This is a genomic window from Mucilaginibacter sp. dw_454, assembly GCF_018449775.1.
Lineage (GTDB): Bacteria > Bacteroidota > Bacteroidia > Sphingobacteriales > Sphingobacteriaceae > Mucilaginibacter.
This window is the reverse complement of the sequence record NZ_JAAVVB010000005.1, coordinates 178745-193175: the sequence shown is the minus strand read 5'-3', so window position 1 is coordinate 193175 and position 14431 is coordinate 178745. Positions and strand designations below refer to the sequence as shown.

Genomic DNA, 14431 nt, shown 5'->3' with positions numbered 1-14431 from the left:
ATAAATTATAGCAATTAAATTAAGGGCAATGAGTAGCGGAATTTACGTGATAAAAGGCCAATACAAAATCTATTTTTAAAGAACAGTTTTTGTATTGACCAGCATTGTTTAAAGCAGCCTGTCAAAAAAATCAGAAGCCGGCTACTGTATTAATATTGTTTATTGTTTGGGACAATTAATCCCCTATTAAATGATTTAAAACGGCATAATGCCGTCATAACAAATAATAAAGTTGTGCACTAAGGTGGCCTGCATATTGCTTATTGCTTTAGGTGTATCTGTCCCGGCCAAAGCTACAGTGCTACTGTCTAGTTGACCCGCAATTACGGTATCACCCAGCTTTTGCTTATATCTGTTCCTGGTAGCCGTTCTTTCATTAGGGAAAGTAGCGTTAAAAGCATTTGTTGGCGCGGTTTGTTTATCCAGCGGATTAAATGTTGTACCGTTAAAAGTATGTGTATGCGCCGGCACTGTGGTAACCGTGTACGTGCCATTATTCCCCCCGTTTTTGCCGATTACGTAACTGCCCCCTTTAAAATCTGCATTGGCTGCGCCTGGAGGTATTACGTCGCACAGCAAGGGTAATTTAAAAGTTTTATCTGGTATGCCGCCGTAGGCATTTTTAATAACAGTATATAATTTATAAGCGCTGCCGCAAGGTATTTCCTGCCCATCGCATAATGCCCAGCCTATAGGGGCGAAGTTTCCTCCAAACATTCTTATTTCTCCAACAAAAGCGTCCATATCGTTTATGTTTTAATGTTTTTAATTAATTTAATTTTCACCAATCAACTTACGGCTTCTGTGGATATATACCTTTTACAGCTATGTAAAACGCTAACCCAATAAAAGGCTGCATATTAGGCAATGGCACTTGTGCCGAAGTAATTGTTTTTGCTGCCATTTGCACCAGTGCGCCATCCTTTGGGCCATATTCATTATTGACACCCCGTGTTATCAAATTACCGGTTACACCGGGGGCATCGGGCAGCACATCGGCCACTTGTATCGTGTGCGTATGCTTAGGTATGTATTCTTCTGTAAGTAAGGTTTCGTTAAAGCCTGCCATTATACCAAGCTTGCTCATGTCTCCTTTTGGAATACCAAGTGGTGCCCTTCCGCGCATATCGGGTAAGGCAAATTTGCCGTCTTTGCCGCCGTAGTTATAACCTATTATACTAAATAATGCCGCTTCCTGGTTTCTGTCACGCATGCCGCCATCGCAGATAGCCCATTCTGACCTGGTTTCTGGTATTTTGTAATAAGGAAATATCCTTATTTCTCCTATATATGGTTCCATTGTCTTTTTTTTAATTAATAAACGCCTTTTAATGAAATGATGTAGTTAATAGTGAGGTATGGCTGAACAAGATTTACGGTTACCGGATTGCCCGCATTTGTATTAGGGGCAACTGTTAACGCGTTCATGGCCGATGGTGTTGGCGCCGGTGTCTCGCCTGCACCAATGTAAACAGCAGGAATTTTCGGCGGTGATTCTGATACTATCGTCGCTGCCATCATTGCATTTACCGGGCTCGGTGATGTGCCCACCGTCTTTGTGCCGTACACGGCATGGGTATGGCCAGACATATACTTGGCATCTACCGCAAGGGTTTCATATCCCCCCATTTGTGCCAGGCGTATTTCTGACATACTCGCACCTGTACCAACATGTACAGGTACACGGCCCCGCATATCTGGTACGGCAAAGTTTGATTGGCCATCACCGCCAAAGTTGGTACCTATATGCGAGTATAATTCCATCCACTGATTAATATCCAGCAGCGAACCATCACAGAAGACCCAGTTTTCTGGCGCTCTTGTTCCGGCATACATTCTAATTTCTCCAACGTAGGGATTCATTGTTTAATTGGGTTTAAGGTTATTGGGTTAAATGGTTAATTAGCAGTTTTAATGGTATACTCTTGCTTTTGGCCCGAGGTTAAGTTTTCAAATACAACGTTCTCAAAACAATGGCCCGCCTTTATACCCAACGCCGCCAGCTTAAAGCCGGTTAAATAGCCCTCGTTTAGTTTTAATATATTGATGCGCAGCAAACTGCGGTCGGCACATTGCACAAACAGCCCGCTCGCGTCGGCATGAATAATAGTGCCGCCTTTTACGCCCGCTTCGCCCTGCCCGTCAACCGGCGATACTTCCAGGATACGCACCTCTTGCTGCATATAAGTAGTGATAGCTCCCCCTGCCGATGGGTTACATGCGTTCACCAAACTTTCTATCTGGCCGGCGTTATCCCTGTCCCAAAATATGGCAAGATCTACTGCTGTAGGTTTAGGATAGTAACTGGGTGTTCTGTTATCAGTATTTATTAATGGCAGTTCATCGCCCTGCGCTAACGTTGTGCAAAGCTGAGTGATCATGGCGATAGTCATAGAACCATACCTGCTATTGCAGATACCCCAGCTTTCGCCCGGTAAAAAAGGAATGGCTTGCTGTAAAACAACGACGCCGCTGTCAAACCCTTCGTCTACTTTATGAATAGTGATGCCGCCTTGTCGCTCGCCGTTTTTCAGTTGCCAGAAAACGGGGTCGCTACCGCTATAGGCCGGCAATAGGCTAAAGTGTACATTGTAAAATCCTAAGCGCGGAATGGTAAAAATAGCAGGCGGAATACGATAAGCGAAACCATACATTAAAGCCATGTCGGGTTCAAGCTCGTTAAATAGTTGTAATGCCTGTGTGTGTAATTGTTGCTGGGTGAGTTTTAGGTGGGTGATGTTTTGGCTTTGACAATAATCCTGAATTTGCAGATTATGACCGGCTAGCCTATCGCTGCTAATAACAGCCTGTAGCCAACCCTGGCTGTTAAACCAGTTTAATGCAGGTAATACCCCTGCGTGATTAGCCACTACTATTATTTTCATTAGTTCAATAAGGGTATAGGTGTAAATCTAATTTTTTAAATGCAGCATTGCAATAACTAGTTGACTATCTGCATTTTTATATAAATATAGTTATAATAACAATACTACACGTGGACAAACGTGGGACAATTTATTTTCGCCAAAAATAACGCTGTTGAGTAAAGTTAGATTTAAAAACCATTATCAACTATCTTATATAAGCTACAGACCGTGGACAAAACGTAGACATGTAATTTAAAATACTGATTACAAGTACTTTAAATGATATTTAATTTGATCGAAGATTCTGTTTCAATGTAGGATGCGGCATCACCCCGGGCGGGCAATTGATCTATCTATTAATCAGTCTGATGAAAAATCGTCCAGCATATCAAATGTCGGCACAAAAAATAAGCTGCCTGTCCTGGCTGTACTAAAGTCCAGTATCCTGTCGTAATTTCCGGCGGGCGAGCCGATAAACATATTAGTCAGCATTTTATGTACCGTGCCGAAGGTGCTGGCATAAGCTATAAAGTAGGTACCCATTTCATTGGTAGACATATTGCCAAAAGGCATGTTATCCCGAACAATCTTGAAATCGTCGCCAACATTGGCCAAGGCTATGTGCGAGTTTGCGGGTTTTGTGTCGTCCGCCATTTCTACATCGTTTTCTTTATACCGTCCTATCACCTTTTCCTGTTGTTCGGTAGGCAGCTGTTTCCAGGCAGTTAAATTGTGGATATACTTTTGTACGAAGAGATAGCTCCCACCGGTGTAAGCCGGGTCATCATCGCCCACCATGCTAAAAAGCTCCCTGTCTGCCCCCTGCGGATTTTCTGTACCATCAACAAAACCCAGTATCGAACGGCTATCCCAGTACCTGAAACCATGAGTTTCGTCTGTGCTCACAGCTATTGCGCTTAAAACATCGGCTACTGCGGCTGCCATATCGTAGCATATACTGGTAGTATCTGCCCTGATATGAAAATGAAGATCTCCTTTAGATGAAACAGCCGTGTGCTTATCGCCAATAATGGGTTCAAAATTCACTAATTCTTTAGGCAACGGAACCGGAAGCTGCAGCCTAACCCAGGCATCATGCCCAATCCCCATAACACAACTTGCCCTGGAAACCGGGAAACGCACATTAGCCGAATTATTTAGATTGATAATGAGTTTACAAAGTTTGTTAAAAACGCGCTTAACTTCCAGGCCATCTTTAAAATCCCAAACCATGAATATGGTGTTGTTATTGGTGTAGTCTGTTACATTCTGTGAATCGGGCTTCATATTTCAATATAGCTTTGCGCTTACTAAAATAGGAAATTTTTAAAAGCAAAACTCGATGAGCGGTAGATTAAAACCCTGTAAAACGTATTATTCTTGTATAAATCTTTTATCTACGCTCCTTTTTCAGCCAGGCTTGATAGGCAGCTTTCCCACGTTCGAACTCTGCAACTGTTGAATAAAACCGATGAGACTTATCGGTTTTCTCCACATTTAAAACGTAATAAATATAGTTTGTGGTGGCAGGATAAAGGGCGGCTTTGATGGAGCTTTCAGAAACTGACGAAATCGGGCCGGGAGGAAGACCGACAACCTTTCTGGTATTGTACGGAGAATTTGACTCCAAATCGCTTTTGTATATCGTCCCATCCCAACGATTTTCCATCTTCGCTATGTAAACAGCAGTCTGATCTATCCCAAGCGGCATTCCTTTTTTCAGGCGATTATAGATTACTGAGGCTACAATAGGTCGCTCCTCATTCACTCGCGATTCTGTTTCGATAAGAGAGGCAATGGTAATCACCTGGTGCGGTGTCAGTTTCAATTGATGTGCCCGTTCTGCATATTCCGGCTTCCAAACCTTTTTAAACTCCTCAACCATTTCCTTTATTATGGCCCGGGTAGCAACAGCGCGTGGGAAATTATAAGTGTTTGGATACATATAACCTTCAAGATTTTTAGCTTCCGGGGCTATGTCTTTAATGAGTGAAATATCATCCATCAATTTCAATGCAGCATTTTCGCCTGCCGGTTGGCTTTGAGGGAATCGCCCGGCTATTCTTTTAGCAATATCAAAGCGATTAAAACCTTCCGGGATGGTTAATTTCACAGTTCGTAGTTTGCCATTTTTCAGCTCTTCCAATACCTCAAGCGGTGTAACTGGCGAATCGAACAAATATTCGCCCGCCTGCATCTCATTGCCGGCGCCGTTAATTTTAAGATATATTTTCAGCGGAATTGGTGAAGAAAGGATTCCTTCGGAGGTAAGTTTATCTAGTATTTGGCCGGGGGATGAGCCATGCGGGATTTGTATATATTGATTATTTTTATTGTGCACATAAGGGGTATGCAAAGACTTATGGACCCAATATGAAAAACCGATGATTACAAGAATCACTAAAACACTAAGAAACTTTAAAACCTTCATTGAATGAGCCTCAGTTTGAATACCAGCATGAAATTAACACCGGCTCTAAGATATAACAAGTTCATTAAAATTTGAGTTCTGTTGTGCGGCGGGTTTGTAGAAATAAATATAGTGCGTTATACGCCGACCATAGACAGATTAGTTGACCTTGCTGTGTTTAAGGAACTTTTTGATTATAGCGTCACTTTACAAATTATTTGATGTCTTATAATCAGTAAATCTGTTATGAAAACATTAATCTTAACATGCGCTTTGAGCATTATTTTATTGCCACTGAAAGCGCAGACAAATAACTCCGTTGTTATTGGCGCTATAGACAGCATCCATTCAAAGCTTCTAAACGAACAAAGGAAAATTTGGGTACATGTGCCTGCATCTGCAAGCTTGGATAAGAAAAAAAAGTACCCAGTTGTTTACGTCCTGGATGCCGAGCGGTGTTTTACAGGTGTTGTGGGAATGATCGACTACCTAAGTTCCGTCAACGGGAATGACATCTACCCTGAAATGATCGTCGTCGGGATACCCAATACTAACCGCACAAGAGACCTTACCCCAACCAGGGTGAGCAGTGGTTTGTGGATCACCGACAATATCGGCAAAAACTCCGGTGGCGGCGAAACCTTCACTGCATTTATCGAGCATGAGCTGGTGCCCCATATTGATTCCATATATCCAACCTTTTCTTACCGGGTTCTCCTTGGGCATTCATTCGGAGGCATTATGGCCATCAATGCGCTGGTGCACCACAAAAACTTATTCAGGGGTTATATCGTCATTGACCCAAGTATGTGGTGGGATAATCAAAAACTGTTGCATGAAACAGGACAGACCTTACAAAACAATACATACCCCGGGGTATCTCTGTTTTTAGGTATGGCCAATACACTACCTCCCGGGATGGATACCGCATCGATTAAAAACGATACAACTTCCGGGACCATTCATTCCCGCTCTATACTTCAACTGCGCGACTATGTGATGGGCAGCAGCCGGAGAGGCCTCAATGCAAATTTTAAATATTATAATGAAGACTCACATGGCTCTGTCTCTTTGCTTGCGACCTATGATGCCCTCCATTTTATTTTTAAGGATTATGCATTAAAAACGCAGGACAGCTATTTCACCGACCCTGCTTTCCCATTAGCTCCTTACTTAAAAGACCATTTTGAAAATTTAACTTCAAAATATGGGATCACAGCAGAAGATGGCAGCATAATGTTGCCGCCAGTAGATTTGGTAAATAATCTTGGTTTTTTTGTACTAGGCAAAAAAGAGTTTGATAAGGCTGAAGCTATGTTTAGAATGAACATAATAAATTATCCCACGAACCCGGTGGCGTATACTTATCTGGGGGATCTATATCTTGCTAAAGGCGACAAAAAAAATGCCATAGCGAGTTATAAGAAAGCATTGTCCCTCAAAGAATCGCCTGAAACAAGGAAGAAATTAGGTAGTCTGTAACGATAATGAAATGATAATATTGTTTAGCTTGCTTTTGAACCGTCTAATTCAGTAAAAAAGCCTCCAGATTTTAATCCAAAGGCTTTCAATAATCTTTCCCACTCCGTTCCCATGGATGGGTTTAAATCGTGGTCCTTAGACTACAAAACTCGAACTCTTTTATGGCTGATTTGTATTGTGCGGCGGGCTTGGAGCAATAAATATGTTGCGATTAGGACATCGACCACAAGCTGAAAATCCGGACTCAATCTGAATTATTTATATCTTTATATCTTCCAAATAAACGAAAATCAATTTGATCAATGAATATGAATTATAGATACTTGGTTACCTGTTATTTGTGTTGCGTGGGGTTAATGCTAGCGGGATGTTCTAAACATGGCAACGTAGCACCTGGTGATAATGGGTTAAAAAGCGATACAAATGTATATGTAGCAGGAGCGACTATTGCCTCCAACGGATATGTAGAGGCAACTTATTGGAAGAATGGCGTACCTACTATACTCCATCCTAATATAGCTGGCCAGCTTACGCCATCTCAGGCATTGGCCGTGGCAACACAAGGACAGGATGTAATCTTTGCCGGCTATACCTCGGGTTACGGAACTTCTGCAGCTACTATCTGGAAAAATGGTATTGAATCATTACTTGTTGATTTTAGAGTTGAATCTAATGCCACAGGAGTTTGCATAAAAGGAAACGATGTTTACGTCTGCGGGTACACCACCGTTTCGTCAAATGGCTACCCCTTACAAAAGGCTATGTGTTGGAAGAACGGAGTAGCCATAGACCTTGAATACGCCTCTGGCTCTTCTGCAAATGCCATTGCTATACAAGGCAATGATGTTTACATAGCCGGCACCATTGCCACCCCGACTGGGACGAATGCGGTATACTGGAAAAATAGCACGGCCGTTATGTTGGCCACTGATAGTATACACGCAGAACGTGGAAATTGCATTTATATTGATGGTAGCGATATTTATGTAGCCGGAAGTGCTGCTATTGGCCCCAAAAATATGTTCAATCCCGTTGCTGCGACCTACTGGAAAAATGGAAAAACAATAATACCAGGGGATACAACTGATTATTCATCCGCTTCATCTATTACTGTTCATAATGGCGATGTTCTTGTCTTAGGCACTTTAACGATCGGTAATTTAGATAGTCCTATTTACTGGAAAAATGGAATAATTACTCAATCTAACACAGGTTACTCTATTTTCTCAGCAATTGCTTTTAATAATGATAATGATGCCTATTTTTTAGGTTGGTCAGGCAACTTTGCATATTACAATAAAAATGGTATAAAGGTAAAGTTAGGTGGCTATGAGAATAAAGGATCTTATGCCTATCAAATGGCTTTGTCTTCTTATTAAATTTATATCAGTTACATCCTGCTGCTCAGAATTAGTAATTGCATTTTAAACAAAAAAGCCTTCAGATTTTCATCTGAAGGCTTTTCAAATAATCTTTCCCACGCTGTTCCCATGGATGGGTTTAAATGTGGTCCCGACGAGAATCGAACTCATATCTAGAGTTTAGGAAACTCCTATTCTATCCGTTGAACTACGGGACCAGGTTGCTTTACGCCTGGCCGGCAAAAGCAAGGCAAATATAGATAAAAAAGCGATTGCTGATTTTCAATTTTTGAGACTACATTCCGGGGATCTTTACGCCGGCATCTTTAATAGCTTACAAAGCCCCTGTCAATCCCGCGCTCACCCTTCGACGGACCCAGGGTGACACCCCTCCAGTTAATGGATTATTTATGCTCAGGCTGTACCACCGGCAAATCAAAAAAGAAGGTACTGCCTTTACCGGGTTGGCTCTCGGCCCAGACATTACCGCCGTGGCGCTTAATAATTTCTGAACACAGGTAAAGCCCTATCCCAAAGCCTGAGATGTGTTTTGCCTCGGCTTCTTTAACACGGTAATAACGTTCAAAAAGCCGGGGTAAATCTTCTTTGCTAATGCCCATGCCTTCATCCTGCACGCTTACCTTAACCCTGCCGCCTTTAGCAATAGCACCTACATGAATAGCAGAGCCCGGCGGCGAATATTTAACAGCATTGCTAATGAGGTTATTAAACACCTGGCTAATCTTGTCTTTGTCGGCACTTACCCAGGTTTCTTTTACAGGTTCAAAAATTAAGTTGTAGCCAGAGATGGTTGTGGCAGACTCTTGTTCCACCTCTTTCATCAATGCGGCAAGATCAAACAATTTATGGTCGATATGGATCTGACCTGATTCCAGGCGCGATACGTTAAGAAAACCGTTGATCATCCGCGTCATTTTTGCCAGTTGTTTCCCCGCGCGTTCCAGCATGCCCGTAGCTACTTCATCGTGGTTTTGGGTGGCTCTTTTTTGCGAGAGCTGCACGTAGCTTATAACAGAAGTCAACGGCGTCTTTAACTCATGACTAACCATGCTGATGAAATCGTTTTTACGCTGCTCGTTCTCTTTGATCTCTGAAATATCGCGGGTGGTACCGGCAATACTTTCTACCTCGCCGTCCGCATTTAAAACAGGCGAAAAAATATAATCGTAAACGCGCCGGCCTAAGGTCGCATGCGGAAACGATACTTCGCCGCGTATAGTCTCTTTGGTGGCAACAACATGGTCAATCTCGCGTTCATGCATCTCGGCATGCCATGGTTCATAACCGTTGTCCAGCAAACCTCTGCCTACCGCTTCGTCCCACGTTTTACCCCACATGGTCAGTAAAGCAGGGTTGGCAAAAGTGAACTTATAATTTAAATCAAACACGTAGATTAAGTCGGGCGTGTTTGATGCCACAATTTCATATAATTTTTTTTGCTGTTCGGCCTGGTCTCGTGCATGTAGCAGGGCTTCTTCCATACGCTTGCGGGGCGTAACATCGCTTGCTGCGCCAAACCATTCTATAATTTCACCGCTATCATCCAAGATAGGTATCGCCCTGGAAAAAGTCCAGCCAATACTGCCGTCAGCTATACGGACACGGTGCTCCAACTGAAACATGCTTTTAGTACGGATAGCCTCTGCAATTGTTGCCTTAACGTGATGCTGGTCAATCAGGTGAATGTATTTTTCAATCCAATCGCTTATCGGCTCGCCTGTGTCTGTTAAAAAGTCCCCTCCATCCAGCTGTCGCATAACATTCCAGTCCGGACTCATGCGGTACACCACGTCAGAAGTGGCTGTAACCAGCGCCCGAAAAAGATGTTCGGTCTCGTTTACTCTCTTACTGTTTTCGGCTGAATCAGAGGTGGTCATAGCAATTACGGTAACGTTCTAAACCCTAGATAAACACAAAATTATAACAATGGTTGACGCGATTAAAAAATATTTCACCACCCTGTCCGTCATCGTGAGCGAGGTACGAGCGTGACGATCTCTTCAACACCCTGTCCGTCATCGTGAGCGAGGTACGAGCGTGACGACCTCTTCAACACCCTGCACGTCATTATCGTGAGCGAGGTACGAGCATGACGATCTCTTCACCACCCTGTCCGTCATCGTGAGCGAGGTACGAGCGTGACGATCTCTTCAACACCCTGTCCGTCATCGTGAGCGAGGTACGAGCGTGACGATCTCTTCAACACCCTGCACGTCATTATCGTGAGCAAGGTACGAGCGTGACGATCTCTTCGCCACCCTGTCCGTCATCGTGAGCGAGGTACGAGCGTGACGATCTCTTCAACACCAAGCGCGTCATCGTGAGCGAGGTACGAGCGTGACGATCTCTTCAACACCCTGTCCGTCATCGTGAGCGAGGTACGAGCGTGACGATCTCTTCAACACCCTGTCCGTCATCGTGAGCGAGGTACGAGCATAACGATCTCTTCAACACCAAGCGCGTCATCGTGAGCGAGGTACGAGCGTGACGATCGTTGAAAAGAAGGAAAAGAGTTTATAATAGAACAACTCATCTCGGAGCTTAACCCTATATGGAGGGATTTATATACAGATATTGAGCAGGAGTAACACACACGATCCCGAGATCGTCACGCTCGTACCTCGCTCACGATGACGTGGTGGGGAGTTAGTTAGTAAACAAACCCGCTCAGTTGAGAGATCGTCACGCTCGTACCTCACTCACGATGACGTGGTGGGGAGTTAGTTAGTAAACAAACCCGCTCAGTTGAGAGATCGTCACGCTCGTACCTCACTCACGATGACGTGGTGGGGAGTTAGTTAGTAAACAAACCTGCTCAGTTGAGAGATCGTCACGCTCGTACCTCGCTCACGATGACGGGGCGGGGAGAAGCAATAGTAATTACAACCTTCCTACAATCGTAACTACAGAACGCCCCGGCACCATTATTTTTCCTGCCGATATCTTTTCAGCTTTCAAATCGGCTGTTGACGAGGTAACGTACATCTTATCATATTTTAGCTTGAAAGCACTTCCGGTATTAAGATCGATATCCAGGTTGTTTGTCTCGGGGTTAACTATTACCAGCACGACATTTCTATCTTTTTTATAAGCCGATATTAATACTCGATTATCCGCAGACGAGCTTACCGCAATGCGCACCGCACCCGGTCTGATAAACCTGCTGTAATTACCCAGCACCCAAAGCATTTTACTGGCGTAAAAGTTACCATCGGTTTTGTTTTTGTCGACGTAGATCAGGCCATCTTTATAGTCGTAGGCTGAAATTGCCGTCCACCACTGCCAGGCCGAGGCATTGGCCACGGCCAGATCATTATGAATAACCGATGCCAGGTATAAAGCCGCATCCATACCCAAATCGCGACGATTACCATCTATATCGCCCGAGTTATCGCCCAAAATACAGTATTCAGATTCCCAAAAGTTAAGACCATTAATCTTTGCGACACAATCTGCCAGCGCTGTCCGGTCTTTAATTGACGATTTCATGGGCGAGGTGGTAAAATAGCTATGTGCAGTGATAGTATGCGCCACATTAGCCAGGTTACCTATATAATTTGTTGACGTCGGCTTAAAAAAATCGTCGACCTGGTAGCCTTTGCCCGGCTTGTCGCTTTTAAGGTATAAATAGTCTATCGCCCCGGCTTCGCCAATAATAATTTTTGAGTCGATATTATCCCTTACAAAAGTTTTATTGATGGCTTTTACCACACCGGCTATTTCAGCATTAGTATAAGGGCAACCTTCCTGCCCGCCATCACTCCAATCCCATTGCGGCTCATTTACCGGGCTGATGTAGTCGAATTTTACTTTGCTGATCTTCTCGATGCCCTTAATAACCGTCGTTAGGTAACTGGCAAAATCATCATAATGATTTGGGGCGATGTTGACTTTGCCCAGGCTGGCATAAGCCTGGCCATCGATAGTAAACTTTACCGGCGGGCTATTAGTAAACCCTAGAAACTTCTGTACGCCGCGTGTCTTTGCCGCCTTTAAAAACCAAACCTGCCCGGCCTGCTTTTTCCAGTCGTAACTACCATCCGCATTTAAAAATGATTCCGCGCGGCGCCACTCGTCCTTAATTCCGCTTGCAATACCCTGTTCGGTGCTACCAGCGCCAATGTTAAAGCGCCACATAGATAAGCCAATACCTTTGGGCGAGCCATCAGCATCAGTTCCATTGCTAAAAAGCAGATCGGCTATTTTATTTTTTTTAGCATCGGGCCAGTTGCCCACAAACTGACAGGCCCAGGCGTCAGACGCGGCGAAGTTGTCAATAGTCTGATAGGTTTTCGCCGGGTTAATCGTTATCGTAATCTGCCCAAACGCAGACATGCTCAAGGCCAGGACCATAAGGGCCGGGGCAACAGTTTTTATGGTAGATCTAAATATCAGCAAGACTTTTGTTATTGTAATAGATTTAAAATCGGCTTGTCGAGCGTTGAAAGCGTATTCATTTGCGGTTTCAACAACTCTAATACTTCAATGCTGTTTGCGCCTTTTTTCAACCACTCGGCCGGTATGTAAAGCGTTTGCTGCGGGCCTATGCTCCAATATCTGCCTAAATTATGTCCGTTTATCCAAACCATGCCTTTTCCCCATTTGCGCATATCCAGGTAAGTATCGGCAACGGTAAGTAGCATAAAGCTTCCTTTTTTTATTTGTGGCGATGGTTGGGTGATTCGGCCGGCAGTGTATTTCAAATGAGTTAAGTCTTGAAAGGGCAAGCCATACTGTTGCCAGTTAAGCACCTCCTGCGTACCGAAGTTTACTTTGCCTGTTAGTCCTTTTTTATTTTGCAGCAGGTATTTGCCAAAGTTAATACGGCCCAGATTCTCTACCAAAATGTCCAGCCTTACCTTGCCTGCCGGTAATTTTAGCTCGATGCTGTCTTGTTTCAGGCGACGATCTAAAGTTCCAACTTCTTTTCCGTTGATCATGATCACCGCATAATCGCGCAGGTCCTTCAGTTTCAAAAATCCGGTTTTGCCGCCAGTAAGTGTAGTGCGATAAAGCACAAAACCATAAGCCTGATGCAGATCCTCAAAAGTTAAAGGATGAACATTTGCCTTTGGCACAGGCAAATTACTCAGCACCGCCGCCGATTGTTTAATGTGAATATCTTTAATGGCCATCGTCGGCTTGGCCGCCGGAACTGCAGGCAGTTTGACACCCGCAGGCAAATATTTCTCAATTACGCTTCTAAACGCCATAAACTTTGGCGTGGCGTTACCAGCCTCGTCTAGTGGTGCATCATAATCATAACTGCTTATCTGCGGTTCATAAGGGTTGCTGTCATTATAGTTTGCACCGTTCATAAAACCACGCGTGGTGCCGCCATGAAACATATACATATTGATCGAAATCCCCGCCGCCAGCACCGAATCCAGATGAGGCGCGTATTGTTCTGACGGCACGGTATGATGTTTGGTGCCCCACCAGTCAAACCAGGCCGGGTACCATTCAGCAATATAATAGGGGCCTTTGCCATCATGATTGGCATTGATCAGTTGTTTAACCTTGTGTGGATTATCCAGCCCGTTTACAGCGGGTAACAGGCCAGGCAGGTGGCCCTTTGCCAGATCGGGAGCCGGGTCGCAATCGTATAGCAAACCATCAAAGCCGGCCTCTCTAAACATTTGTTCATTGATTTTCAGGTACTCCTTATCGCCTGCGTACGATCCGTATTCATTCTCAATCTGCACCATCAGGATGTTACCACCATGGTTTATTTGCAGGGGAGCCAATTGCTTGCCGACAGCCATGATATATTTTTTATACTCGGCCAGGTATTGCGGCTCCTTGCTGCGCACCGTCAGGCCTTTCTCGTTTTGCAACCAGTAGGGGTAGCCGCCAAATTCCCACTCGGCGCAAACATAAGGGCTGGGACGCAGAATTACCCACAGACCCTCTTCCTGGGCTATCTTCACAAACTCGGCCACATCGGCACCGCCGCTAAAATCAAATTGGCCTTTCTCGGGTTCGTGCACATTCCAGAACACGTAGGTGCCAATAACATTCAGGCCCATGGCTTTGGCCATCTTCATACGGGCGCGCCAGGCCTCGCGGGGTACGCGGGGGTAGTGCATCTCGCCGCTGATCATCTGGAAGGGTTTTCCATCCAGCAAAAATTGGGTATCGCCAAAAGCAAAGGTGTGTTTGGCCTGGGACTGTGTTTGCCCGGCACTAAATGATGCGGCTGCGAAAAGAAATGCCGCCAGTATATTTTTCAGGTTCATAGAAACGACGTTTGAGTTTATGAATTGGAATGAGAAAATTACTCCATTTAT

The 14431-nt window shown here is 44.3% G+C and carries 11 protein-coding genes and 1 tRNA gene; 2 read left to right on the top strand and 10 right to left on the bottom strand.

The window, feature by feature from the left end; all coding sequences use genetic code 11:
• Positions 1-195 precede the first annotated feature (195 nt).
• The 6 genes from HB679_RS16000 to mltG all read right to left on the bottom strand — a co-directional run bounded on the left by HB679_RS16000 (position 196) and on the right by mltG (position 5298).
• Positions 196-744 carry a tail fiber protein gene (locus HB679_RS16000; RefSeq protein WP_214073016.1) on the bottom strand — a complete coding sequence of 183 codons (549 nt, stop codon included), beginning with the start codon at positions 742-744 and terminating at the stop codon, positions 196-198.
• A gap of 49 nt (positions 745-793) precedes the next feature.
• A complete protein-coding gene (locus tag HB679_RS15995; protein WP_214073015.1) occupies positions 794-1300 on the bottom strand; it encodes a tail fiber protein in 507 nt (168 codons plus the stop codon).
• Positions 1301-1314: 14 nt separating this feature from the next.
• Complete coding sequence (locus HB679_RS15990; RefSeq protein ID WP_214073014.1) at positions 1315-1863, bottom strand: tail fiber protein; 549 nt, start codon at positions 1861-1863, stop codon at positions 1315-1317.
• 35 nt (positions 1864-1898) lie between these two features.
• Complete coding sequence (locus tag HB679_RS15985; RefSeq protein ID WP_214073013.1) at positions 1899-2885, bottom strand: formyltransferase family protein; 987 nt, start codon at positions 2883-2885, stop codon at positions 1899-1901.
• 342 nt (positions 2886-3227) lie between these two features.
• Positions 3228-4154 carry a Dyp-type peroxidase gene (locus HB679_RS15980; protein ID WP_214073012.1) on the bottom strand — a complete coding sequence of 309 codons (927 nt, stop codon included), beginning with the start codon at positions 4152-4154 and terminating at the stop codon, positions 3228-3230.
• 106 nt (positions 4155-4260) lie between these two features.
• The gene (mltG, locus tag HB679_RS15975; protein ID WP_214073011.1) at positions 4261-5298 is read right to left on the bottom strand and encodes an endolytic transglycosylase MltG; all 1038 of its coding nucleotides are present in this window, start codon (positions 5296-5298) and stop codon (positions 4261-4263) included.
• 225 nt (positions 5299-5523) lie between these two features.
• On the opposite strand from mltG, the gene HB679_RS15970 reads away from it, so the two are divergent.
• Positions 5524-6759: an alpha/beta hydrolase-fold protein gene (locus HB679_RS15970; protein ID WP_214073010.1), complete on the top strand. Its 1236-nt coding sequence runs from the start codon at positions 5524-5526 to the stop codon at positions 6757-6759.
• A gap of 302 nt (positions 6760-7061) precedes the next feature.
• Entirely contained in the window at positions 7062-8138 is a 1077-nt protein-coding gene (locus tag HB679_RS15965; protein ID WP_214073009.1) for a hypothetical protein, read from the top strand.
• Between the two features lie 128 nt (positions 8139-8266).
• On the opposite strand, the gene HB679_RS15960 is transcribed toward HB679_RS15965, so the two are convergent.
• The 4 genes from HB679_RS15960 to HB679_RS15945 form a co-directional block, all read right to left on the bottom strand.
• Positions 8267-8338, bottom strand: a tRNA-Arg gene (locus tag HB679_RS15960).
• A 186-nt stretch (positions 8339-8524) separates the two neighbouring features.
• A complete protein-coding gene (locus HB679_RS15955; protein ID WP_214073008.1) occupies positions 8525-10018 on the bottom strand; it encodes an ATP-binding protein in 1494 nt (497 codons plus the stop codon).
• 1003 nt (positions 10019-11021) lie between these two features.
• Positions 11022-12539: a glycoside hydrolase family 30 protein gene (locus tag HB679_RS15950; RefSeq protein WP_214073007.1), complete on the bottom strand. Its 1518-nt coding sequence runs from the start codon at positions 12537-12539 to the stop codon at positions 11022-11024.
• Between the two features lie 8 nt (positions 12540-12547).
• Positions 12548-14380 carry a beta-galactosidase family protein gene (locus tag HB679_RS15945; RefSeq protein WP_214073006.1) on the bottom strand — a complete coding sequence of 611 codons (1833 nt, stop codon included), beginning with the start codon at positions 14378-14380 and terminating at the stop codon, positions 12548-12550.
• Positions 14381-14431 lie beyond the last annotated feature (51 nt).

Coding starts and splice junctions, on each gene's coding strand:
- HB679_RS15965 (WP_214073009.1), top strand. CDS start 7,062: ATGAATATGAATTATAGATACTTGGTTACCTGTTATTTGTGTTGCGTG.
- HB679_RS15955 (WP_214073008.1), bottom strand. CDS start 10,018: ATGACCACCTCTGATTCAGCCGAAAACAGTAAGAGAGTAAACGAGACC.
- HB679_RS16000 (WP_214073016.1), bottom strand. CDS start 744: ATGGACGCTTTTGTTGGAGAAATAAGAATGTTTGGAGGAAACTTCGCC.
- HB679_RS15980 (WP_214073012.1), bottom strand. CDS start 4,154: ATGAAGCCCGATTCACAGAATGTAACAGACTACACCAATAACAACACC.
- mltG (WP_214073011.1), bottom strand. CDS start 5,298: ATGAAGGTTTTAAAGTTTCTTAGTGTTTTAGTGATTCTTGTAATCATC.
- HB679_RS15990 (WP_214073014.1), bottom strand. CDS start 1,863: ATGAATCCCTACGTTGGAGAAATTAGAATGTATGCCGGAACAAGAGCG.
- HB679_RS15985 (WP_214073013.1), bottom strand. CDS start 2,885: ATGAAAATAATAGTAGTGGCTAATCACGCAGGGGTATTACCTGCATTA.
- HB679_RS15970 (WP_214073010.1), top strand. CDS start 5,524: ATGAAAACATTAATCTTAACATGCGCTTTGAGCATTATTTTATTGCCA.
- HB679_RS15945 (WP_214073006.1), bottom strand. CDS start 14,380: ATGAACCTGAAAAATATACTGGCGGCATTTCTTTTCGCAGCCGCATCA.
- HB679_RS15995 (WP_214073015.1), bottom strand. CDS start 1,300: ATGGAACCATATATAGGAGAAATAAGGATATTTCCTTATTACAAAATA.